This window comes from Aeromicrobium tamlense, assembly GCF_013408555.1.
GTDB lineage: Bacteria > Actinomycetota > Actinomycetes > Propionibacteriales > Nocardioidaceae > Aeromicrobium > Aeromicrobium tamlense.
In genome coordinates this window covers 1,495,269-1,518,231 of sequence record NZ_JACBZN010000001.1, presented here as the reverse complement: position 1 = coordinate 1,518,231, position 22,963 = coordinate 1,495,269, and the positions used below count along the sequence as shown (strand labels likewise).

Here is a 22,963-nt window from a genome sequence, read left to right as displayed (position 1 = left end):
GGCGTCAGTCCAAGCTGGTGGCCGAGCAGGGCCTGTACGAGGTGGTCGAGGGCATCTACCAGGTGCGTGGCTTCGATCTCGCGAACGTCTCGTTCATCGAGGGGGACGAAGGCGTCATCGTCCTGGACCCGTTGGTCACCAAGGAGACGGCGGCGGCTGCGCTCGAGCTGTATCGCGAGCACCGTGGCGACCGCCCGGTCACCGGCGTGATCTATACGCATCCGCACGTCGACCACTTCGGAGGAGTCAAGGGCGTCACGACGCAGGAGGACGTCGATGCCGGTCGCGTCACGATCATCGCGCCCGCCGGATTCACGGAGCATGCCGCGTCCGAGAACGTCTACGCCGGGACGGCCATGGCGCGCCGATCGGCCTACATGTTCGGGGCCGCGCTGGCGCGCGGTCCGCGTGGTGCTGTGGGCGCCGGCTTGGGCCAGACGGTCTCGACGGGCGAGATCACGCTGATCGCGCCGACGCTGGACGTGAGGCACACCGGTCAGGAGGAGGTCGTCGACGGAGTCCGCATGGTCTTCCAGTCCGCGCCCGGCACCGAGGCCCCCGTGGAGATCTTGGTGTACTTCCCGGATCATCGGGCGTTGTGCGCTGCGGAGGACGCCACGCACACTCTGCACAACCTGTTGACCCTGCGGGGGGCTCTGGTGCGCGATGCGCATGCGTGGTCGCAGTACCTCACCGAGACGATTGACCTGTGGGCGGGAGAGGCCGAGGTCGTGTTCGCGTCGCACCACTGGCCGACGTGGGGCAAGGACCGCATCCGCGAGTTTCTCGACACGCAGCGGGACCTCTACGCCTACCTGCACGACCAGACGCTGCGACTCATCAACCAGGGATGGACGGGGATCGAGATCGCGGAGGAGCTGCGACTGCCCCCAGCCCTGGAGAACGCGTGGAACGCTCGCGGCTACTACGGCTCGGTGAGTCACGACATCAAGGCGATCTACCAGCGGTACATGGGCTGGTTCGATGGCAATCCCGCCCACCTGTGGCAGCACCCGCCCGTGGCTCAGGGTCAGCGCTACGTCAAGCTCGCCGGCGGCGCCGACGCGATCGTCGAGGCCGCGCGAGAGGCCTACGAGGAAGGTGACTACCGCTGGGCGGCCGAGATCCTCAGCCACGTCGTCTTCGCTGAGCAGGGCCACGCCGCGGCACGCGAGCTGCTCGCCGACACGTTCGAGCAGTTGGGCTACGGAATCGAGAACGGCATCTGGCGCAACTTCTTCCTCTCAGGGGCGACCGAGCTGCGCGACGGCTCCTTCGGCACGCCGACCGTCGCGGCCTCTGCCGACGTGGTCAGCGCTCTCACCCCCGGGTTGCTCTTCGACGCGATCGCGATTCAGATCGATGGTCCGGCGGCATGGGACGAGAGGCTCACCATCGACGTCGTTCTCACCGACCTCGATGAGCGCTATCGACTGCGTCTCTCCAACGGAGCGCTCACCTACACCACGGCTCAGCAGTCCGATGAGGCCGACGCGACCCTGACGGCGACGAAGGTCTCGCTTCCTGCGCTCGCCCTCGGTGGAGTGACGGCGGAGAAGCTGGCGTCCGCTGGCATCGAGCTGAGCGGCGATGCGACCGTCCTGTCTCGGCTTGCGAGTGTCCTGGACCCGGGCGACCCCGACTTCGCGATCGTGACGCCGGACAAGGACTGAGGCTGAGGCTCGAAAGGGACCGCTGGGCGCGCTGCACGGTTCGGTGACGTGATGACCTGTGGTGCTGAGTGCGCTGCTGCAGTCATGTCGACAATGCTCGGTTGACAGCCGGTCGGCGTCTTGCGAGGCGGCCTGGAGGTCGCGGCAGCGCTACGGCGTACTCGGACGGGATGTACCAGGGCCGATGACTACGCTTGGCTTGACGAACTGAAGATCGGTGCACCCTCAGGGGGCACGCTTCGGAGGTAACGGGAGACAACGGTAGGTAACCGCGCACCGGGATTGCAGGCCAATCCAGGTTTTGCCCGGAACGCCAAGGAGCCTCCCTCCGGTTCAAGTCCCCCCTCGGACACACCTGCGAAGTGGCCCCTGATCTGCGCAAACGCAGACGGGGGCCACTTTCCATGTGCGGGCGGAACGATGGCGCCGTGTGCGGAGACCCAGCCCAAGGTCGCGGCGACCAGGAGCACCTCGAGCAAGGGAATCCAGGCGTCCCTGCCTCGGGACTCGGCGAGTGGCCGGCTCTCCCACGGTCCGAGCGCCGTCACGATGACCCCCGTCAGCCCGATCAGGGTGAGCAGCCGACTGGAGCCGACGCCACCCCTGACCGCGACCCGAGCTTCGCTCCACACGCTCGCCCTGGGCGACGTGACGGCGGAGAGGCTGGCGTCCGCCGGCATCGAGCTCAGTGGCGATGCGACGGTTCTGTCCCGCCTCGCGGGCGTGCTCGATCCGGGCGACCCGGACTTCGCCATCGTGACTCCTGACAAGGATTGACGCTTGACGGGTCACTCGCCTACTCCGTCAGCCGCCAGCGGCACGTCTCGGGCGCCGGACCTCACCGTGGAGTGAAAGTCACTCGGTGTCCTCGAGCTGACGGCCCTCTCCGGCGACCCCGGTGATCAGGGGGTGCGCCCCGGATCGCGTTCGGCTCGGGCCAGCCAGGTGAGGGCCCGCACGCTCTCGACCGACCCGTGCTTCAGGCCCTGCGCGGCCTTCCGTGCGGTCGCGTACAGGTCGTCCGCCTCGGGACGTCCATGGGCTCTCGCCTCGACGGCCAGCATGGACAGTGCCTCGACGCTGGCCCAGGAACCGGGCTTCAGCCCGGAGGCTGCGTCCAAGGCCTGTTGGAGTGCGGGACGTGAGTCATGACGCTGGGTGAACACGAGCATCTTCTCCTCGATCGATGGCCGGACTCTATCCGGTCGGGGAGTCGGAAGCCGCACTCCTCGGTTGGCGGCGGCCGTCGAAGCCGACCATGCTTGACGGGTGACGACCTCCCGCGGGCTGGCCGACCTGGCGGCCGCGCACCACGTCGCCACGTCGTTCCGTGGCTCCGATCGCCAGATGGTGCAGGTGGACGACGACATCGTCGTGGCGGTCCTGGCCCAGCTCGGCGTCGACGCGAGCGGCCCGGAGGCGATCCGGCGTGAGCTCGAGGCGGTGCGCCAGAGGGAGGCGCAGGCCGCCCTCCCGCCGACGATCGTGATGACCGACGGCGCCACACGCGAGCTGGATGTCCCGGCGACGCTGGTGCTCGAGGACGGCACCTCGTCACGCGTGGAGCGCCTCTCCGACCTGCCGCTGGGGTGGCACCGACTGATGACGGACACCCAGGACGTGACCCTGATCGTCGCGCCGAGCCGCATGCCCGAGGTGCCGCGGACCTGGGGCTGGATGCTGCAGCTGTACTCGCTGAGCAGCGACCGGTCCTGGGGCATGGGGGACTACGGCGACCTCGCCGAGATGGCCCGGCGCGCCGGCACCGAGCAGGGCGCTGGGGTGCTGCTCGTCAACCCGGTTCAGGCATTCGTGCCCTCGAAGCCGCTGCAGCGGTCGCCCTACTCCCCGTCCAGCCGGCGCTACGCCAACCCGCTCTACCTCCGGGTCACCGAGACGGCGGCGTTCCTCGAAGCGGACGAGACGACCCGGCGGGACGTGCTGGCGCTCAGGCCCGACTCCAGGACGGAGCTGATCGACTACGACGAGGTCTGGACCGCGAAGCTGGACGCTCTCGAGCTGCTCTGGGCGACCCGACCGCCGAACCAGGAGCAGATCGACCCTGACCTGAGGGCGTTCGCCACCTTCTCGGCCCTGGCGGAGCTGCACGGGGCCGACTGGCGCGAGTGGCCGGAGGCACTGCGGGACCCGGCCGGGGACGCCGTGGCCGAGGCGCAGGACTCGCTCGCCGATCGCATCGCCTTCCATGCATGGCTCCAAGAGTTGTGCCGGGAGCAGCTCGACACGGCGCGCGCGGCCGCCCACGACGCGGGCATGGCCGTCGGGATCGTGCACGACCTGCCGGTCGGCGTGGATCCGGGCGGCGCGGACGCCTGGGCGCAGCAGGACGCCTTCGCCTCCGACGTCCGGGTGGGGTGTCCGGCCGACGCCTTCAACCCGCTCGGCCAGGACTGGGGGCTGCCCCCATGGCGCCCGGACCGGCTCGCCGCCTCGGGCTACGCGCCCTTCCGCGACGTCATCCGCAGCGTCCTGCGCCACGCCGACGGCATCCGTGTCGATCACATCGCCGGACTCTGGCGACTGTGGTGGATCCCGCCGGGCGAGCCGGCCCACCGCGGCACCTACGTCCACTACGACGCGGACGTCATGCTGGGCATCCTGGCCCTGGAGGCGTGGAGAGCCGGCGCCATCGTGGTGGGCGAGGATCTCGGGACCGTCGAGGACGTGGTCACCGAGACGATGCACGAGCGCGGGATGCTGAGCTCGGCCGTGCTCTGGTTCGAGCGCGACTGGGAGGCGCCCGGCCAGCCTCACGTGCCGCCGGAGCAGTGGGAACCCGAGACGATGGCCAGCATCAGCACCCATGACCTCCCCACCGCCACCGGCTGGCTCCGGGACGAGCGCGTCCGCGTGCAGGCCGAGCTCGGCCTGCTGGCCGGGTCGGCAGAGGAGGCCTACGCCGAGGCCGCGGCCGATCGTGCAGCCATGCTCGACCTGCTCCGCGCCGAGGGCATCGACGAGGACGATCCCGTCGTCGCGCTCCACGCGGTGATCGCCCGTGCCGCGTCCCGCCTGGTCCTCAGCTCACCGGCCGACGCCGCGGGCCAGGTCCAGCAGCCCAATCTTCCCGGCACGGTCGACGAGTATCCCAACTGGCGGATCCGGCTCCCGATGGGCCTCGACGAGTTCTTCGCCGACCACCGGGTACGTGCAAGCATTGCCCCCCTACAGGCCTCGCGGCCGTCCGTGTGACTCAACCCATCGAGGAGAACCTGTGCAGCCCTGGCCCGGATCGGCTTACCCGCTCGGCGCGACGTTCGACGGGACCGGCACCAACTTCGCCGTCTTCTCCGAGTCGGCCGAGTTCGTCGAGCTCTGCCTGTTCGACGAGTCCGGCAACGAGACACGCGTCCGCCTCGAGGAGGTCGACGGCTTCGTCCACCACGGGTTCCTGCTCGGCGTCGCGCCGGGACAGCGCTACGGCTTCCGGGTGCACGGCCCGTACGACCCCGAGCGCGGTTTCCGCTGCAACCCCGCCAAGCTGCTGATCGACCCGTACGCCAAGGCGATCTCGGGACCGGTCCAGTGGGACCGATCGTTGTTCGCGTACGACCTGGACGACCCCGAGCAGATGAACGAGGACGACTCGGCGGGACACGTGCCGTACTCGATCGTCATCAACCCCTACTTCGACTGGGCGAACGACCGGCTGCCGCGGACGCCGTACAACGAGTCGCTGATCTACGAGGCCCACGTCAAGGGCCTGACGATGACGCACCCCGACGTCCCGGAGTCCCTGCGTGGCACGTACGCCGGCATCGCGCATCCGTCCATCGTCGAGCACCTGAAGTCGATCGGCGTGACCGCGATCGAGCTGCTGCCCGTGCACCAGTTCCTGAACGACCACTACCTGGTCGAGAAGGGCCTGACGAACTACTGGGGCTACAACACGATCGGCTTCTTCGCGCCGCACGCGGACTACGCCGCCCACCCGGGCCGCCAGGTGGAGGAGTTCAAGGGCATGGTGCGGGCGCTGCACCAGGCCGACATCGAGGTCATCCTCGACGTCGTCTACAACCACACGGGGGAGGGCAACCACCTCGGACCGACCCTGTCGATGCGCGGCATCGACAACTGCGCCTACTACCGGCTCGTCGAGGGCGACGAGCAGCACTACATGGACTACACCGGCACCGGCAACTCGCTGAACGTGCGTCACCCGCACACGCTGCAGCTCATCATGGACTCGCTCCGCTACTGGGTCACCGAGATGCACGTGGACGGCTTCCGCTTCGACCTCGCCGCGACCCTCGCCCGCGAGTTCTACGACGTCGACAAGCTCGCGACGTTCTTCGAGCTCGTCCAGCAGGACCCGGTGGTCAGCCAGGTCAAGCTCATCGCCGAGCCTTGGGACGTCGGTCCCGGCGGCTACCAGGTCGGCAACTTCCCGCCGTTGTGGTCGGAGTGGAACGGCCTCTATCGCGACACCGTGCGCGACTTCTGGCGCGGGGAGCCCGCGACGCTGGGCGAGTTCGCCTCCCGCATCGCCGGATCGTCCGACCTCTACCAGGACAACGGCCGGCGGCCGTACGCCTCGATCAACTTCGTCACGGCGCACGACGGGTTCACCCTCAACGACCTCGTGACCTACAACGACAAGCACAACGAGGCGAACGGCGAGGACGGCCGTGACGGTGCCGACGACAACCGGTCGTGGAACTGCGGCGTCGAGGGGCCGACCGACGACGAGGAGGTCCTCGAGCTGCGTCGCCGCCAGCGCCGCAACCTGATGGCGACCCTCCTGCTGTCCCAGGGCGTGCCGATGATCCTGCACGGGGACGAGCTCGGCCGGTCCCAGGGCGGGAACAACAACGTGTACTGCCAGGACAACGAGGTCAGCTGGGTCGACTGGGACTCGCGTGCGGAGGAGCGCGCGCTGCTGGAGTTCACCTCCGCGCTGGCGGCCTTCCGCCAGCGTCACCCGATCTTCCGTCGCCGGCGGTTCTTCGAGGGCAAGCCGGTCCGCAAGGCCGACGAGCTGCGGGACATCGAGTGGTTCACCCCCTCCGGAGACGAGATGGAGGAGCAGAACTGGGAGGACGAGCTCGGCAAGTCCATCGCGGTGTTCTTGAACGGTGACGCGATCGCCGACCGCGACGCGCGCGGCATGCGGGTCACCGACGACTCGTTCGTGCTGGCGTTCAACGCCCACAGCGAGCCGGCGGAGTTCACCCTCCCACCCGAGGACTACGGCTCCGGATGGAAGGTCGTCGTGGACAGCTCGACCGGCTCGGTCGAGCAGCCGGGTGCCGAGACGCTCAGCGCCCTCGCCAGCTTCACGGCTCCGCCGCGTTCGCTCGTGGTGCTGCAACGAGTCGGCTCATGACCGCACCGTCGTCGACGTACCGGCTGCAGCTGCGGCCCGGGTTCGGCTTCGACGACGCGCGCGGGCTGGTGGTCCAGCTGGCGACGATGGGCGTGGGAGCGCTGTACCTGTCCCCGGTGCTGGAGGCGACGCCGGGATCGACCCACGGATACGACGTCGTCGACCCCGAGCGACTGCGCGACGAGCTCGGCGGCGAGCGCGCCTTCCGCGACCTCGTGGACGCCGCGCGCGAGGCTGGCCTCGGCGTCGTCGTCGACATCGTGCCGAACCACATGTCGGTCGAGGTGCCCGAGGCGAACCCGTGGTGGCTCAGCGTGCTGCGCGAGGGAGAGGCGTCCCCGTACGCCCACCACTTCGACATCGACTGGTCGCGCGGGCGCATCCTCGTGCCGATCCTCGCGAGTGACGCGGACGTCGCGCAGCTGTCGGTCGAGGGCGACCACCTGACCTACTTCGACCACCGCTTCCCGTTGGCCGCCGGCACCGGCCACGGGACGCCGCAGGAGGTGCACGCCCGCCAGCACTACGAGCTGGTCGACTGGCGCCGCGGCAACGCCGAGCTCACCTACCGCCGGTTCTTCGACATCACGACGCTCGCCGCGGTGACCGTCGAGCGCCCCGAGGTGTTCGAGCAGGCCCATCGGGAGATCCTGCGCTGGGTCGAGCGCGGCGACGTCACGGGACTGCGGGTCGACCACCCCGACGGACTCGCCGACCCCGGCGGATACGTGCGGCGCTTGCGGGAGGCCGCACCCGATGCCTGGATCGTGATCGAGAAGATCCTGCATCCGGGGGAGAGCCTGCCCGCCGGCTGGCCGGTCGACGGCACCACCGGCTACGACGCGATGCGCGAGGTGTTCGGCGTGCTGCTCGACCCCGCGGGAGAGCCCACGTTCACCGCCCTGGCCGACCGGCTCGGCGTGCCCACCGACTACGCGGCGGTCGAGGAGGACGCCCGGCGCATGGTCACGGACAAGATCCTGGTCGCCGAGGTGCGCCGGATCGCCGGGCTGGTCGAGGGGGTCGACGGGGAGGCGGCTCGGGCGGCCGTGGCCGAGACGATGATCGCGTTCGGCGTCTACCGCTCCTACCTCCCCGAGGTCGAGTCCTCGTGGGGCGAGGCGATCGCGAGGGCACGGTTCCGACGTCCCGCCCTCGGCGACGCGCTCACGGCCCTCGATCGTCAGGTCCGTGCCGACCCGGGCGGCGAGCTCGCGACGCGCATCCAGCAGACGTCCGGGATGGTCGTGGCCAAGGGAACGGAGGACACGACCTTCTACCGGTACACCCGCTTCGCCGCGCTCAACGAGGTCGGCGGCTCGCCGGACGTCTGGGGCGTCGGGGTGGAGGAGTTCCACCGGCTCGCCGCCGCACGCGAGGCGTCCCAGCCGACCGCGATGACGGCACTGACGACGCACGACACCAAGCGCTCGGAGGACACCCGGGCGCGCCTGGCCGTGCTTGCCGAGGTGGCCGACGAGTTCGCCGGGAAGGTCGTCGAGTGGACCGACCGCTGCGGCCTCGACGAGCCGGCGCTGAACCTGCTCGCGTGGCAGACGCTCGTCGGCGTTTGGCCGATCAGCGACGAGCGGCTCGCCGACTACCTGCTCAAGGCGGCGCGGGAGTCCAAGCTCCGCACCACTTGGACCGAGCCCGACGAGCCGTTCGAGGACGCTGTGGCGGAGTGGCCGCGCAGGGTCCGTGACGAGATCGGTGGCGAGATCGACGAGTTCGTCGCCCGCATCGAGGCGCCGGGATGGTCCAACTCGCTCAGCCAGAAGCTCGTCCAGCTGACGATGCCCGGCGTCCCCGACGTCTACCAGGGCACCGAGCTGTGGGACTTCTCGCTCGTCGATCCGGACAACCGACGTGAGGTCGACCACGGCCTGCGCCGCGAGCTGCTGGAGCGGGGAGCTCAAGGCGAGCTCCCCGAGGTCGACGCGTCGGGCACGGCCAAGCTGCTGCTGGTCCGACGCACGCTCCGTCTGCGTCGGGACCGGCCCGAGCTCTTCCGCGGCTATCGACCGCTCGCCGCTGACGGTCCTGCGGCCGACCACCTGCTGGCTTACGCACGCAGTGAGGACCTCGTCGTGCTGGCGACCCGACTGCCCGTGGGGCTCGAGCGCGCCGGCGGGTGGGGCGAGACCACGCTGGAGCTCCCGGAAGGGCCCTGGACCGACGCGCTCACCGGAGCCTCGGTCGACGCCGGGCAGGTGCGCGTGGCGTCCGTGCTCGGCCGCTACCCGATGGCGCTCCTCGTCCGGGGAGACGGCCGATGACGTTCACGGTCTGGTGTCCCGACCTCGAGCGGGTGCGCGTGCGGATCGGCGACGTCGATCACGAGATGCGACGGGCTGACGACGGCTGGTGGACGGCCGACGTCGAGGCGTCCGCCGGGACCGAGTACGCCTTCCTGCTCGGCGACGACGACACCCCGTTGCCCGACCCGCGCTCGACGTGGCAGCCGCACGGCGTGCACGGCGCCTCGCGCGTCTACGACCAGGATGCCTTCGCGTGGTCCGACCACGACTGGGCCGGACGCTCGCTCGAGCGCTCCGTGATCTACGAGCTCCACGTCGGCACCTTCACGCCGGGCCGCACGTTCGACGCCGCGATCGAGCGCCTCGACCACCTCGTCGAGCTGGGCGTCGACCTGGTCGAGATGCTGCCGGTCAACTCGTTCGACGGCACTGCGGGCTGGGGCTACGACGGCGTGCTGTGGAGCGCCGTCCACGAGCCCTACGGCGGACCCGACGGCTTCAAGCGGCTCGTCGACGCCTGCCACGCGCGAGGGCTCGGGGTCGTCCTCGACGTCGTCTACAACCATCTCGGTCCGTCCGGCGCCTACCTCGACCGATTCGGGCCGTACTTCGCCGGTCAGAGCGACTGGGGGCCGGGGCTCAATCTCGACGGGCCGCAGTCCGACGAGGTCCGCCGCTTCGTGGTCGACAACGCGATGATGTGGTTCGAGCAGTTCCACGTCGACGCACTGCGACTCGACGCCGTCCACGCCCTGGTCGACACGCGCGCGATGCCGATCCTGGAGGAGCTGTCAACCGAGACCGCGCGGATGTCGGCCGTCCTCGGCCGGCCGCTCAGCCTCGTCGCGGAGTCCGACCTGAACGACCCTCGCACGGTGCGCCCGAGGTCGAGCCACGGACTCGGCATGGACGCCCAGTGGTCGGACGACCTGCACCACGCGCTGCACGTGCGACTGACCGGCGAGACCGACGGCTACTACGCCGACTTCGCCGCGCCGGGAGCCCTCGCCAAGACGCTGCGCGGCGCGTTCTTCCACGACGGGACCCGGTCGTCGTTCCGCGGCCGCACGCACGGCAGGCCCGTGGACGTCCACGAGCTCACCGGCACGTCGTTCCTGGCCTACCTCCAGAACCACGACCAGATCGGCAACCGCGCCACGGGGGATCGCATCTCGGCGACGCTCCCACCCGATCTCCAGGCGTGCGGCGCCGCGATCGTGCTGCTCGGGCCCTACACGCCGATGCTCTTCATGGGCGAGGAGTGGGCGGCCTCGACGCCGTGGCAGTTCTTCGCCTCGTTCCCCGATCCCGAGCTGGCCGAGGCGGTGCGCGCGGGCCGGCGCCGCGAGTTCGGGCGGCACGGCTGGGGCGAGTCCGAGGTGCCCGATCCGATGGACCCGGCCACCGTCGAGCGTTCCACCCTCGACTGGGACGAGCTCGCCGATCCCGAGCATGCGCGGATGCTCGACGTGTACCGCTCGCTCATCGCGCTGCGACGGCAGCACCCCGAGCTCTCGGACCCGTCCCTGAGCGACTTCACCGTCGACGTGGCGGACGACGACTCGTGGCTCGTGATGCATCGAGGCCGCTTCCGCGTCGCGTGCCGGTTCGGCGACGTGGCACCCCCCGTGGAGGGCGAGATCGTCCTCGAACACGAGCGGCTCACCGTCACCGCGACGAAGTAGTCCACGGCACACCGCCGGGTCCGCGTGTTGCGGGCAGTCGCGGGGTACACCAACGTTGGTGGGGCGAGCGAAGCCATCTACGCGTGGGGGAGTGCACTGCATGACAGCTCGAATCGGCATCGACGACGTGAAGCCGGTGTCCGGAGACGGCACCTATCCGTCCAAGGCGGTGGTGGGAGAGCACGTGCCGGTCACCGCGACCGTGTGGCGCGAGGGGCACGACGCCGTCGCGGCCGAGGTCGTGTGGCGAGGCCCGGGGGCGCGGCGCGACCGCACGTCCCGCCTGCGCGAGCAGGACCCGGGCACGGACACGTTCGGCGGCGTGATCGTCCCGGACTCCGTCGGGCTATGGACCTTCCGCGTCGACGCGTGGAGCGACCCGTGGGCCACCGTCGTGCACGCCATCGAGGTGAAGCTGGCCGCGGGGCAGACCGCGGACGAGCTCGCGAATGATCTCGAGGTGGCGGCGCGCCTGCTGGACGAGGTCGCCGCGCGCAAGGAGCGCGCCAAGGACCGGCCGACGCTCGAGGGCGCCGCCACGGCGCTGCGCGACGCGAGCCTCCCGCTCGGCGCACGCACCGGGCCGGCCCTGGCCGACGAGGTCCGCCGGATCATGCACGACCACCCGGTCCGCGAGCTCGTCACGACTGGCCCCGAGCGCACCGTGTGGGTCGACCGCACCCGTGCGGCCTACGGGTCCTGGTACGAGTTCTTCCCCCGCTCGACCGGCGGCGTGGACGCGAAGGGCGTGCCCGTCCACGGCACCTTCGCGACCGCCGCCAAGGAGCTCGACCGGGTCGCCGAGATGGGCTTCGACGTCGTGTACTTCCCGCCGATCCACCCGATCGGCCGCGTCAACCGCAAGGGCCCCAACAACACGCTGACGCCGGGGCCGGACGACCCCGGCTCGCCCTGGGCCATCGGCGCCGCGGAGGGCGGACACGACGCGATCCACCCCGAGCTCGGCACGGAGAAGGACTTCGCCGCCCTCGTCGCGCGAGCGACCGAGCTGGGGCTGGAGGTCGCCCTGGACCTCGCGCTGCAGGTCGCGCCGGACCACCCTTGGGTGGCGGCGCACCCCGAGTTCTTCACGACGCTCCCCGACGGCACGATCGCCTACGCGGAGAACCCGCCGAAGAAGTACCAGGACATCTACCCGCTCAACTTCGACAACGCGCCGGACGCGATCTACGCCGAGATGCTGCGGGTGACGCTGCACTGGGTCGAGCGCGGGGTCCGGATCTTCCGGGTCGACAACCCGCACACCAAGCCGCCGAACTTCTGGGCGTGGCTGATCGACGAGGTCAAGCGCGAGCATCCCGACGTGCTGTTCCTCTCCGAGGCGTTCACGCGTCCGGCCCGCCTGTGGGGGCTCGCGCGGCTCGGCTTCACCCAGAGCTACACCTACTTCACGTGGCGGACGACCAAGCAGGAGCTCATCGAGTTCGGCGAGGACCACCGGGACCGGTGGGACGAGGGTCGGCCGAACCTGTTCGTCAACACGCCCGACATCCTCCCCGAGCACCTGCAGGTCGGCGGCCCCGGCATGTTCGCCCTCCGGGCGGCACTGGCGGCGACGCTCTCCCCGACGTGGGGCGTCTACTCCGGCTACGAGCTGTACGAGCACGAGCCGCTCGGACCCGGCAAGGAGGAGTACCTCGACTCGGAGAAGTTCCAGCTGCGCCCCCGCGACTACGCGGCCGCGCTGGCCGAGGGCCGGTCGCTCCAGCCGTGGCTCACGCGGCTCAATGAGATCCGTCGCGCGCACCCCGCGCTGCAGCAGATGCGCACGCTGCGGTTCCACGAGGTCGACCACGAGGCCCTGATCGCCTACTCGAAGCAGGATCCGGAGTCCGGCGACACCGTCGTGGTCGTCGTCTCGCTCGACCCGCACGAGTCGCGGGAGGCCACGATGTGGCTCGACCTGCCGAGCCTGGGCTTCGAGCCGGGCGAGCACCTGGTCGCCCACGACGAGGTCACCGGCGAGACGTACGACTGGAGCGACTCCAACTACGTGCGACTCGACCCCACGCGCGCCTGCGCCCACATCATCAGCCTGACCAGGAAGGGGGCCTGAGGTGAACGACGAGGTCCACGACGTCACGACAGCCCCGGACGCAGCCCTGGTCGGGCTGGAGGACACCCCGCACACCGGCGAGTCGATCGCCGACGACGGCACCCTCACCGAGCCCCAGGCCGACGAGTTCGCGCACGCCGAGCAGGCGCCCGACGACCCGGAGTGGTTCAAGCGGGCGGTGTTCTACGAGGTCCTCGTGCGAGCGTTCGCCGACTCCAACGGCGACGGCACGGGCGACCTGCGCGGCCTGGCCGGCCGGCTCGACTACCTCCAGTGGCTCGGCGTCGACTGCCTGTGGCTGCCGCCGTTCTACGCCTCACCGCTGCGCGACGGCGGCTACGACATCAGCGACTTCCGCGCGGTGCTGCCCGAGTTCGGCACCGTCGACGACTTCGTCCACCTCCTCGAGGAGGCCCACCAGCGGGGCATCCGGGTCATCACCGACCTGGTCCTCAACCACACCTCGGACGCGCACCCGTGGTTCCAGCAGTCGCGCAACGACCCCGACGGCCCCTACGGCGACTACTACGTCTGGCGGGACGACGACTCGGCGTACAGCGACGCGCGCGTGATCTTCGTCGACACCGAGTCGTCGAACTGGACCTACGATCCGGTGCGCGGACAGTTCTTCTGGCACCGCTTCTTCAGCCACCAGCCCGATCTCAACTTCGAGAACGAGGAGGTGCAGGAGGCCATGCTGGACACCCTGCGCTTCTGGCTCGATCTCGGGATCGACGGCTTCCGGCTGGACGCCGTGCCGTACCTGTTCGAGGAGGAGGGCACCAACTGCGAGAACCTCCCGCGGACGCACGAGTACCTCCGCCGGGTCCGGGCGACGGTCGAGGAGGAGTACCCGGGACGGATCCTGCTCGCCGAGGCCAACCAGTGGCCCGCGGACGTCGTCGAGTACTTCGGCGATCCCGCGGTCGGCGGCGACGAGTGCCACATGGCGTTCCACTTCCCGCTGATGCCGCGCATCTTCATGGCGGTGCGCCGCGAGTCGCGCTTCCCGATCTCGGAGATCCTGGCGCAGACGCCGCAGATCCCGTCCGGCACGCAGTGGGGCATCTTCCTGCGCAACCACGACGAGCTGACCCTCGAGATGGTCACGGACGACGAGCGCGACTACATGTACCGCGAGTACGCATCGGACCCGCGGATGAAGGCCAACATCGGCATCCGACGCCGGCTGGCGCCGCTGCTGGAGAACGACCGCAACCAGCTCGAGCTGTTCACGGCACTGCTGCTGAGCCTGCCCGGCTCGCCGGTCCTCTACTACGGCGACGAGATCGGCATGGGCGACAACATCTGGCTCGGCGACCGCGACGCGGTCCGGACGCCGATGCAGTGGTCGCCCGACCGCAACGCCGGCTTCTCCCGGTCGGACCCGGGCCGCGTCTACCTGCCGCCGATCATGGACCCCACCTACGGCTACGAGGCGATCAACGTCGAGGCGCAGCAGGGCAACGCCGCGTCGCTGCTCAACTGGACGCGCCAGATGATCGCGGTGCGCAAGGAGCACACGGCGTTCGCGGAGGGCGAGTTCGTCGACCTCGGCGGCTCCAACCCCAGTGTGCTGGCGTACAAGCGCGTGTACGAGCGCGCCGACGGCGGGCTCGACGTGGTCCTGTGCGTCAACAACCTGTCGAGGTTCCCGCAGCCCGTGGAGCTCGATCTCTCCGAGCACCTCGACTGCACGCCGGTCGAGCTCACCGGCAGCGTGCGCTTCCCGCGCATCGGCGAGCTGCCCTACCTGTTGACCCTGCCCGGTCACGGCTTCTACTGGTTCCAGCTGGTGGAGATCGGCGACGAGGGCGAGAGGAGGAGCCAGATATGAGCGGACAGGACGAGCATCCGACCGTCCCGCGTGACGAGCTGGTGGCCCAGCTCGCGGCCGCCCTCCCGGCCTGGCTGCCGACCCAGCGATGGTTCGGCGGCAAGGACCGCGAGATCACCGCGGTGCACCCCGTCTCGTGGACCACCCTGCTCGAGGGCGACCCGTTGCTGCTGCACCTCGTGGTCCGGGTGGAGCAGGACGACCGTCGCGAGCTGTACCAGCTGCTCATCGGCAGTCGCCAGTCCCAGCTGCCGAACGTGCCCGCGCCGGCGTCGATCGGGCTCGAGGACGGTCTCACCTGCTACGAGGCGAGCGGCGATGCCGATCTGACGTCGTGCCTGCTCGACCTCATGGCCGAGGGGGCACAGGTCGAGGCGCTGACGTTCGAGCACGAGTCCGGTGCCGACCTCGCCACCGGCCTGCGCGCCCACCCCATCACGACCGAGCAGAGCAACACGTCCCTGGTCTACGGCAGCCAGTACATCCTCAAGCTCTTCCGCAAGCTGGTCCCCGGTGTGAACAAGGACCTGGTGCTGCATCGCGCCCTGCACGAGATCGGCTCGGAGCAGATCGCCGAGCCGCTGGGATCGATCAGCGCCGAGGTCGACGGCGAGGAGGTCACGATCGGCATGCTCCAGCGGTTCATGCCCGATGCGGCCGACGGGTGGGTCATGGCGACGACCAGCGTGCGCGACTACCTGACCGATCCGACGGGACTGCCGCCCGAGGAGTCCGGCGGCGACTTCGCCGGCGAGGCCTACAGGCTGGGCAAGGCCGTCGCGACGGTGCACGCCGACCTGGCTCGCGCGCTCGGCACCGAGGAGGTCGGTGAGGACAGGCTCCACAGCGTGCTCGACTCGATGCTCGGCCGGCTCGAGCGGGTGTCCGCGCAGGTGCCGGAGCTGGCGCAGCACGCGGATGCCCTGCGCCCCGTGTTCGAGCGCATCCTGGACGCGCCCGTACCGATCGCGACCCAGTTCATCCATGGCGACCTGCACCTGGGACAGGTCCTGAGGACGATCCACGGGTGGCTCCTGCTCGACTTCGAGGGCGAGCCCGCGGCCAGCCACGCCGAGCGCGCGGCCCTGGCCTCGCCCCTGCGCGACGTCGCCGGGATGCTGCGGTCGTTCGACTACGCCGCGCAGCAGCTGCTCGTCGGCCAGCCGGAGGACCCCGAGCGGGCCGCGGGCGCGATGGCCTGGGCGCGACGCAACCGCGACGCGTTCTGCGACGGCTACGGCAAGGTGGCCGGCCGGGACCCGCGCGAGAGTGCCGACGTGCTGCGTGCCCTCGAGCTCGACAAGGCGGTCTACGAGGTCGCGTACGAGCACGCCAACCGACCCGAGTGGCTGACCGTGCCGCTGGCATCGATCGCACGGATCGTGACCGAAGGTGAGTGAGCCTGTGAGCGAGACCTCTGCGTGGCCCCCGTCCATCGGAGAGCTGGACCTGCACCTGATCGGCGAGGGACGACACGAACGGCTGTGGGACGTCCTCGGCGCCCACGTCACCACCCACGACTCCGAGGACGGCCCGGTGCGCGGCACGAGCCTCGCGGTCTGGGCGCCGCACGCGCGTGCCGTGCAGGTCATCGGCGACGTCAACGGCTGGCACGGTGACGAGCACGCCATGCGACCGCTGGGCGGCTCGGGCGTGTGGGACCTCTTCATCCCGGGGATGGGGGAGGGCTCCCGCTACAAGTTCCGCATCCATGGCCCGGACGGCCACTGGCGCGAGAAGGCCGACCCGATGGCCTTCGGCACGGAGGTGCCGCCCGCCACGGCTTCGGTGGTGGTGGAGTCGCGCCACGCGTGGTCCGACGACACCTGGATCGCCCAGCGCGACGCGACGTCGTGGCTCGACGCGCCGATGAGCATCTACGAGGTGCACCTCGGCTCGTGGCGCCCCGGCCTCGACTACCGCGAGCTGGCCGGCGCGCTGGCGGACTACCTGGCGGAGACCGGCTTCACGCACGTCGAGCTCATGCCGATCGCGGAGCACCCGTTCGGGGGATCATGGGGCTACCAGGTCACGTCCTACTACGCGCCCACGTCGCGATTCGGCTCGCCGGACGACTTCCGCTGGTTCGTCGACGAGCTGCACCGGCGCGGCTTCGGCGTCATCGTCGACTGGGTTCCGGCCCACTTCCCGCGCGACGAGTGGGCGCTGGCCCGCTTCGACGGCACCCCGCTGTACGAGCACCCGGACCCGCGCCGCGGCGAGCAGCCCGACTGGGGGACCTACGTCTTCGACTTCGGGCGCCCGCAGGTGCGCAACTTCCTGGTCGCGAACGCTCTGTACTGGCTGGAGGAGTTCCACCTGGACGGGCTGCGCGTGGACGCGGTCGCCTCGATGCTCTACCTCGACTACTCGCGCAACGAGGGGGAGTGGGTGGCCAACCGGCACGGGGGACGCGAGAACCTCGAGGCCGTCCAGCTGCTCCAGGAGCTCAACGCGACCGTCTACAAGCACCATCCCGGTGTCGTCATGGTGGCCGAGGAGTCCACCGCGTGGCCGGGCGTCAGCAGCCCCACCAGCAGCGGCGGCCTGGGGTTCGGCTTCAAGTGGAACATGGGCTGGATGCACGACACGCTCTCGTACCTGGGCCACGACCCCATCCACCGCTCCTACCACCACGGCGAGATGACGTTCTCGATCGACTACGCCTGGAGCGAGCACTTCATCCTGCCGCTGTCGCACGACGAGGTCGTGCACGGCAAGGGGTCGCTCTGGCAGCGGATGCCGGGCGACGAGTGGAACAAGGCGGCCGGGGTGCGCGGACTGCTCGCCTTCATGTGGGCCCACCCGGGCAAGCAGATGCTCTTCATGGGAGGCGAGTTCGGCCAGGCGAGCGAATGGGCCGAGTCGGGCTCCCTCGACTGGGCCGCGCTCGACGATCCGCTGCACGCGGGCATCCTGCGCCTGGTCACCGACCTCAATACGCACTACCGCTCGGACCCCGCGCTGTGGTCGGCAGACTCAACGCCGGACGGGTTCCGCTGGATCGACGCCAGCGACACCGCCGGCAACGTCATCTGCTTCCTGCGCCTCGGCTCGGACGGCTCGCAGCTGGCCTGCGTCGCCAACTTCTCCGGAGGACCCCACCACGACTATCGCGTGGGTCTGCCGCTCCCCGGCACGTGGACCGAGGTGATCAACACCGATGCCGAGATCTACGGCGGCTCGGGTGTCGGCAACCTCGGAGCGGTACAGGCCACCGACGAGCCGTGGCACGGCCAGCCGGCGTCGGCACTCCTGCAGCTGCCGCCCAGCGGCGTGCTGTGGCTGCAGCCGGAGGTCAAGGCCTGAGGGCGCTGCTGAGCGAGCGCAGGGTGTCGTCGACGACCCGGTAGAACGCCCAGCGACCGCGCTGTTCGCGGACGACGAGGCCTGCGTCCACGAGCTGCTTCATGTGGTGGGAGACCGTGGGCTGGGAGAGACCGACCGGCTCGGTCAGGTCGCAGATGCACGCCTCGCGCTCGGCCTGGGCGGCGATGAGGGACAGCAGTCGGACGCGCGTCGGGTCGCCCAACGCCTTGAACATGCGCGCGAGGTGCTCGGCCTCGTCGACCTCGAGCGCTCCACCGGTGACGGGGGAGCAGCAGTCGACCTGGTCGATGACGGGGAGGGCACTGCGGACGGTCATGACCCCAGTCTGGCAGACGTATTGACAAACGTCGATAGATAGATGAATCTCGATACATCGATGACCGTCGATCGAATGAGAAGGAGTCCGCCATGACCAGCGCATCGCCCACGAAGGAACAGCTGCTCGACGAGGTGCGCCAGCGCTATGCGCAGGCCGCCACGGCCGTCGGGGGAGGCAAAGCGACCGGTTGCTGCACGGGCGACGCGACGGTCGACGAGTCCTTCGGCGCCGCGCTCTACGACAGCACCGATCAAGAAGTGCTGCCCGCGGAGGCGATCGCGGCGAGCCTCGGCTGCGGCAACCCCACGGCGGTCGCCGAGCTGCGAGCGGGGGAGAAGGTCCTGGACCTCGGATCGGGCGGTGGCATCGACGTGCTGCTCTCGGCCCGCCGGGTGGGGGAGACCGGGTTCGCCTACGGCGTCGACATGACCGACGAGATGCTCGAGCTCGCTCGCGCCAACGCGGAGAAGGCCGCCGCGACGAACGTCGAGTTCCTGAAGGGGACGATCGAGGACGTCCCGCTGCCCGATGCCTCGGTCGACGTGGTGATCTCGAACTGCGTCATCAACCTGTCGGTGGACAAGCCGAAGGTGCTCGCCGAGATGTTCCGCGTGCTGGCTCCCGGCGGCCGCATCGGCATCTCCGACGTCGTCGCCGAGGACCACCTGACGTCCGACGATCGCGCCGATCGGGGCTCCTACGTCGGCTGCATCGCCGGAGCCCTGTCGAAGCAGGAGTACCTCACGGGGCTCGCCGCGGTCGGATTCGTCGACGCCGAGGTCGAGTTCACCCACGAGGCGGTCCCCGGCATGCACGGCGCGATCGTCCGCGCCACCAAGCCTGTCGCATGACCGCGACTCCACAGGCCGAGGCCGAGCGTCGGCTCGGCACCCTCGACCGCTACCTGCCCGTGTGGATCGGACTGGCGATGATGGCCGGGCTCCTGGTGGGGAGGTCGGTGCCGGGCGTCGCCGACGCACTGGATGCCGTGACGGTGGGCGGGATCTCCGTGCCGATCGCGCTCGGCCTGCTCGTCATGATGTACCCGGTGCTGGCGAAGGTCCGCTACGACGAGGTCGGCCACGTCGCCCGCGACCGCCGCATGATGGCGCTGTCACTCGGGCTCAACTGGGTGATCGGCCCGGCGCTCATGTTCGCGCTGGCGTGGCTGTTCCTCCCCGACCTGCCGGAGTACCGCACGGGCCTGATCATCGTCGGGCTCGCCCGGTGCATCGCCATGGTGATCATCTGGAACGACCTCGCCTGCGGCGACCGGGAGGCCGCCGCGGTCCTCGTCGCGGTGAACTCCGTCTTCCAGGTCGTGGCGTTCGCCGGTCTGGGCTGGTTCTATCTCGACGTCCTGCCCGGCTGGCTGGGCCTGTCCACGACCGGACTGGACGTGTCCGCCTGGGAGATCGCGCGCAGCGTGCTGATCTTCCTCGGCGTGCCGCTCGCCGCCGGCTACCTCACGCGCCGGATCGGTGAGGCCCGCCGGGGCCGGAGCTGGTACGAGCGCGAGCTGCTGCCACGTCTCGGCCCCTGGGCGCTGTACGGGCTGCTGTTCACGATCGTCGTCCTGTTCGCCCTTCAGGGCGAGACCATCACGAGTCAGCCGTTCGACGTCGCTCGCATCGCCCTGCCGCTGGTCGTCTACTTCGCGCTCATGTGGGCCGGCTCGCTCGCCCTCGCTCGCGCCGTCGGACTGGGCTACCCGCGCGCCACCACGGTCGCGTTCACCGCGGCCGGCAACAACTTCGAGCTCGCCATCGCCGTCGCGATCGGCGTCTTCGGCGTGACCAGCGGTCAGGCGCTCGCTGGAGTCGTCGGCCCCCTCATCGAAGTTCCCATCCTCGTCGGACTGGTGTACGTCAGCCTCTGGGCGCGTCGCTGGTTCCCCGACACCACCGAAGGAGCAAGTCCATGACCGAGCACGTCCCGCAGGTCGTCTTCGCCTGCGTCCGCAACGGAGGCCGCTCGGTCGCGGCCCGGGTGCTCACCGAGCACTACGCCCAGGGCCGCGTCGTCGCGCTGTCGGCGGGCACCCAGCCCGGCGAGCACATCCACCCGGAGGTCGCCGACGTCCTCGAGTCCCTTGGCCTGGACACCTCGGGCGAGCACCCTCAGCACCTGACGCGGGAGATGATCGCGGCCAGCGACCTCGCCATCACCCTCGGCTGCGGCGAGGAGTGCCCCTACGTTCCCGGCGTCACCTACCGCGACTGGCCGGTCGACGACCCGGGCGGACAGGACGAGGCGACCGTGCGGCGCATCGTCGCCGACCTCGACGCTCGGGTGCGGGCGCTGCTGGGCGAGCTCGCGCCTGACCTTCCGCTCGGCCCCAGCGTCCTGGCCTGAGCCAAAGCGGCGTGGCCTCGGCACGTTGGCCCTAGTCTGACTACGGCCGCGAGGCCCGGTGACGCGACGACGGCGGGGGAGATTCGATGACGGCTGGGGACGGGCATGTGCCTGTCGTGGCTGTCGTCTCGGCGTACCTCGCCGCCGGGCGGCCGCGCTGGTGACCGGTTACCTGGCGTACGTCGCTCTCGGGCCGATCGCTGACGAAGAGAACGCCTACATCTTCATCGCGCTGCGGATGATGCCGGTGATCGGAGTCGTCTATGCCGTGGCGTTCGTCCTGGCGCATCGGGGCTCCCTGGCGAGAAAGTCCGGGCGAGCTGAGTCTCCTGGATGATGCGCCGCCCATGAGATCGAGGATCTGGAACCTCCTCCGGCCAGGAAAGGATCGGCCCACTCGCTCCTCGATCGCGTTCGGGCTGGTGTTCGCCGTCGTGGTGGGGCTCGGCTCGTACTGGGAGTTCCGACAGTCGGCCGATGGCCCAAGGGAGATGGCCACGGTCATCGAACGGCAGAAAGCCGGGCCTGGCTACTGCCCGTCGGGTGGGCGCGGACGCTCTGACCCGAAATGGGAGGTCACGTGGAGGTCCGAACATCCTCCGCCCGGGCTGCCGGCCGAGTTCACCGAAGAGGAAGTCTGCAACTGGAACGAGGTGGGCGAGAGGGTTGAGGTGATCAGGGTGCCGGAGGGACGTCAGACGAAGGTCTACCAGGACGTGGTCCACGGCGGACGAGAGTCGCTGGAGTTCGCGATGTGGACGTTCGGGATCGTTGCGGTCTTCTTCGCCCTGCCGATCTTCTGGCTCGGGTTCGGAGTGAGTCGGTGGCGGCAGCGTCGAGACGGACGACCGCACGCGCCGACTTCCGCTCGGGATGCGAAGCCGTCGAGTTCGCGTAGCGTCGCGGGCATGACTGATCTGACACCGGAGAAGCTCGAGGCGATCCAGTTCGTCGTGAACCGCGTGGGTGCCTACCAGGACGGCGCACCCGGCGGCACGATCGGCGACGAGTTGCGCAAGGGCCTCGACGAGGCCGGATTGACGCTCGACGACCAGCATGTCGACAGCCTGGCGAAGGCGATCGACGAGGCGGACGGCACCGTCGACGTCGCGTCCGTCCTCGGCTGAGGACCGTCTACGCGTCGGAGTCGAATCCGTAGACCACGAAACGGCTTCCCAACACGCTCCGCAGCTCCTGGAGCAGCTGCTCGGTGACGAGCGGGTCCGGTCCGGGCACGTGGTCCGGATCCGCCGTCACCGCCCACGCGCGAAGCTTCTCCTTCAGGTCGTCGGAGAGCATCGTCCAGTCGTCGGGGTCACTGAGACCGTCGTGGGTCCACAGGGGCCAGTCGCACATGTACTCGCCCATGAGAGTGACCTCCACGACCCCGGGACTCGGGCTCACCCTCACGGTCCATTGACGACGGAGCCTGCGCCGCAGTCTCGTCTCCAGACGCCTCGTGACCTCGAGGAACTCCAGCCGCGACTTCTCGTCGGTCCACCCGAGGGTCAGATCGAGCTCGTCGAAGTCCACCGGGCGGTATGACTCGGTCAACAGCGCCACCGCCCGGTCCACGACGGGCGTAAGGTCCTCGCAGCTGTCCGGCAGGCCCGCGTGCTCGTGGCCGCTCGACAGGCGACGCCAGATGCTGGCGATGAAGGGCGGCGCGCTGCGGTCGCCCCGAGCCGTGGCCCCACTGGGCTTGGTCGCGAACCATCCGCCGCCCACGGCCGACCAGTTCGGAACGAAGCCGATGCTCAGGTGATGCATGCCGCGGCTCACGCGCATCGGGCCGTCTTGTCACTCACCCAGTGACCGTAGTGGTCAGCGGGACGTGGTGTCCGGCGTTCGCCACGGGAATTCAGCGGCGCCGGGCGAGCGCCAGCGCGGCGCGCGCTCGGGTGCTGCGGGTCGGGCGCGCCCATCTGCGTAAACTGGTCTTGTCAGAGCGTCGCTTCCCCCGTTGCCAGTCTTCTGGTGCTGCATCGCGCAGCCACGAGCCCGGGACGGCCGCTCATTCAGCTCGCTGGTCGTGCAGAGCAACCGATCAGGGGCCTTCGCAGGCTCCTGCTGCGCTGT

18 protein-coding genes are annotated in these 22,963 nt (G+C 70.0%); 15 read left to right on the top strand and 3 right to left on the bottom strand.

Annotated features, from left to right (window positions below; genetic code table 11):
* Nucleotides 1-17 precede the first annotated feature (17 nt).
* Nucleotides 18-1,673, top strand: coding sequence for an alkyl/aryl-sulfatase (locus tag BJ975_RS07615; RefSeq protein WP_325064603.1), 1,656 nt, complete (start codon nt 18-20; stop codon nt 1,671-1,673).
* A gap of 549 nt (nt 1,674-2,222) precedes the next feature.
* Nucleotides 2,223-2,450 (top strand): alkyl sulfatase C-terminal domain-containing protein, encoded by a 228-nt coding sequence (locus tag BJ975_RS07610; RefSeq protein ID WP_179424560.1) that lies wholly within the window; start codon nt 2,223-2,225, stop codon nt 2,448-2,450.
* A 125-nt stretch (nt 2,451-2,575) separates the two neighbouring features.
* Here BJ975_RS07610 and BJ975_RS07605 read toward each other — a convergent pair whose 3' ends face one another.
* Nucleotides 2,576-2,845 (bottom strand): hypothetical protein, encoded by a 270-nt coding sequence (locus tag BJ975_RS07605; protein ID WP_179424559.1) that lies wholly within the window; start codon nt 2,843-2,845, stop codon nt 2,576-2,578.
* A 97-nt stretch (nt 2,846-2,942) separates the two neighbouring features.
* Here BJ975_RS07605 and malQ point away from each other — a divergent pair, with 97 nt between their 5' ends.
* The 8 genes from malQ to glgB all read left to right on the top strand — a co-directional run bounded on the left by malQ (nt 2,943) and on the right by glgB (nt 18,189).
* Nucleotides 2,943-4,886 (top strand): 4-alpha-glucanotransferase, encoded by a 1,944-nt coding sequence (malQ, locus tag BJ975_RS07600; protein ID WP_218845761.1) that lies wholly within the window; start codon nt 2,943-2,945, stop codon nt 4,884-4,886.
* A gap of 22 nt (nt 4,887-4,908) precedes the next feature.
* On the top strand, nt 4,909-7,020 hold the full coding sequence (glgX, locus tag BJ975_RS07595; protein WP_179424558.1) for a glycogen debranching protein GlgX: 2,112 nt from the start codon (nt 4,909-4,911) through the stop codon (nt 7,018-7,020).
* Entirely contained in the window at nt 7,017-9,299 is a 2,283-nt protein-coding gene (gene treY, locus BJ975_RS07590) for a malto-oligosyltrehalose synthase (RefSeq protein WP_179424557.1), read from the top strand. The genes glgX and treY overlap by 4 nt, the downstream gene beginning before the upstream one ends.
* Complete coding sequence (gene treZ, locus BJ975_RS07585) at nt 9,296-10,966, top strand: malto-oligosyltrehalose trehalohydrolase (RefSeq protein WP_179424556.1); 1,671 nt, start codon at nt 9,296-9,298, stop codon at nt 10,964-10,966. The genes treY and treZ overlap by 4 nt, the downstream gene beginning before the upstream one ends.
* A 100-nt stretch (nt 10,967-11,066) precedes the next feature.
* The gene (locus BJ975_RS07580; RefSeq protein ID WP_179424555.1) at nt 11,067-13,043 is read left to right on the top strand and encodes a maltotransferase domain-containing protein; all 1,977 of its coding nucleotides are present in this window, start codon (nt 11,067-11,069) and stop codon (nt 13,041-13,043) included.
* 1 nt (nt 13,044) lies between these two features.
* Nucleotides 13,045-14,880 carry a maltose alpha-D-glucosyltransferase gene (gene treS / locus BJ975_RS07575; protein ID WP_179424554.1) on the top strand — a complete coding sequence of 612 codons (1,836 nt, stop codon included), beginning with the start codon at nt 13,045-13,047 and terminating at the stop codon, nt 14,878-14,880.
* Nucleotides 14,877-16,280, top strand: coding sequence for a maltokinase N-terminal cap-like domain-containing protein (locus BJ975_RS07570; RefSeq protein ID WP_179424553.1), 1,404 nt, complete (start codon nt 14,877-14,879; stop codon nt 16,278-16,280). The genes treS and BJ975_RS07570 overlap by 4 nt, the downstream gene beginning before the upstream one ends.
* Nucleotides 16,281-16,284: 4 nt before the next feature.
* Nucleotides 16,285-18,189, top strand: a complete 1,905-nt coding sequence (gene glgB / locus BJ975_RS07565; protein WP_317628301.1) for a 1,4-alpha-glucan branching protein GlgB — start codon at nt 16,285-16,287, stop codon at nt 18,187-18,189.
* Here the strand turns inward: glgB and BJ975_RS07560 are convergent.
* A complete protein-coding gene (locus tag BJ975_RS07560; RefSeq protein ID WP_179424551.1) occupies nt 18,179-18,526 on the bottom strand; it encodes an ArsR/SmtB family transcription factor in 348 nt (115 codons plus the stop codon). The genes glgB and BJ975_RS07560 overlap by 11 nt on opposite strands.
* A 92-nt stretch (nt 18,527-18,618) precedes the next feature.
* On the opposite strand from BJ975_RS07560, the gene arsM reads away from it, so the two are divergent.
* The 5 genes from arsM (at nt 18,619) to BJ975_RS16730 (ending at nt 22,011) form a co-directional block, all read left to right on the top strand.
* On the top strand, nt 18,619-19,380 hold the full coding sequence (gene arsM, locus BJ975_RS07555; RefSeq protein ID WP_179424550.1) for an arsenite methyltransferase: 762 nt from the start codon (nt 18,619-18,621) through the stop codon (nt 19,378-19,380).
* Nucleotides 19,377-20,453 carry an ACR3 family arsenite efflux transporter gene (gene arsB / locus BJ975_RS07550; RefSeq protein ID WP_179424549.1) on the top strand — a complete coding sequence of 359 codons (1,077 nt, stop codon included), beginning with the start codon at nt 19,377-19,379 and terminating at the stop codon, nt 20,451-20,453. Before arsM ends, arsB begins: the two co-directional genes overlap by 4 nt.
* Nucleotides 20,450-20,884 carry an arsenate-mycothiol transferase ArsC gene (locus BJ975_RS07545; RefSeq protein ID WP_179424548.1) on the top strand — a complete coding sequence of 145 codons (435 nt, stop codon included), beginning with the start codon at nt 20,450-20,452 and terminating at the stop codon, nt 20,882-20,884. Before arsB ends, BJ975_RS07545 begins: the two co-directional genes overlap by 4 nt.
* A gap of 160 nt (nt 20,885-21,044) precedes the next feature.
* Complete coding sequence (locus BJ975_RS07540; protein ID WP_179424547.1) at nt 21,045-21,221, top strand: hypothetical protein; 177 nt, start codon at nt 21,045-21,047, stop codon at nt 21,219-21,221.
* Between the two features lie 10 nt (nt 21,222-21,231).
* Nucleotides 21,232-22,011, top strand: coding sequence for a hypothetical protein (locus tag BJ975_RS16730; RefSeq protein WP_223303257.1), 780 nt, complete (start codon nt 21,232-21,234; stop codon nt 22,009-22,011).
* Between the two features lie 7 nt (nt 22,012-22,018).
* On the opposite strand, the gene BJ975_RS07530 is transcribed toward BJ975_RS16730, so the two are convergent.
* The gene (locus BJ975_RS07530) at nt 22,019-22,672 is read right to left on the bottom strand and encodes a hypothetical protein (RefSeq protein WP_179424546.1); all 654 of its coding nucleotides are present in this window, start codon (nt 22,670-22,672) and stop codon (nt 22,019-22,021) included.
* Nucleotides 22,673-22,963: the final 291 nt, after the last annotated feature.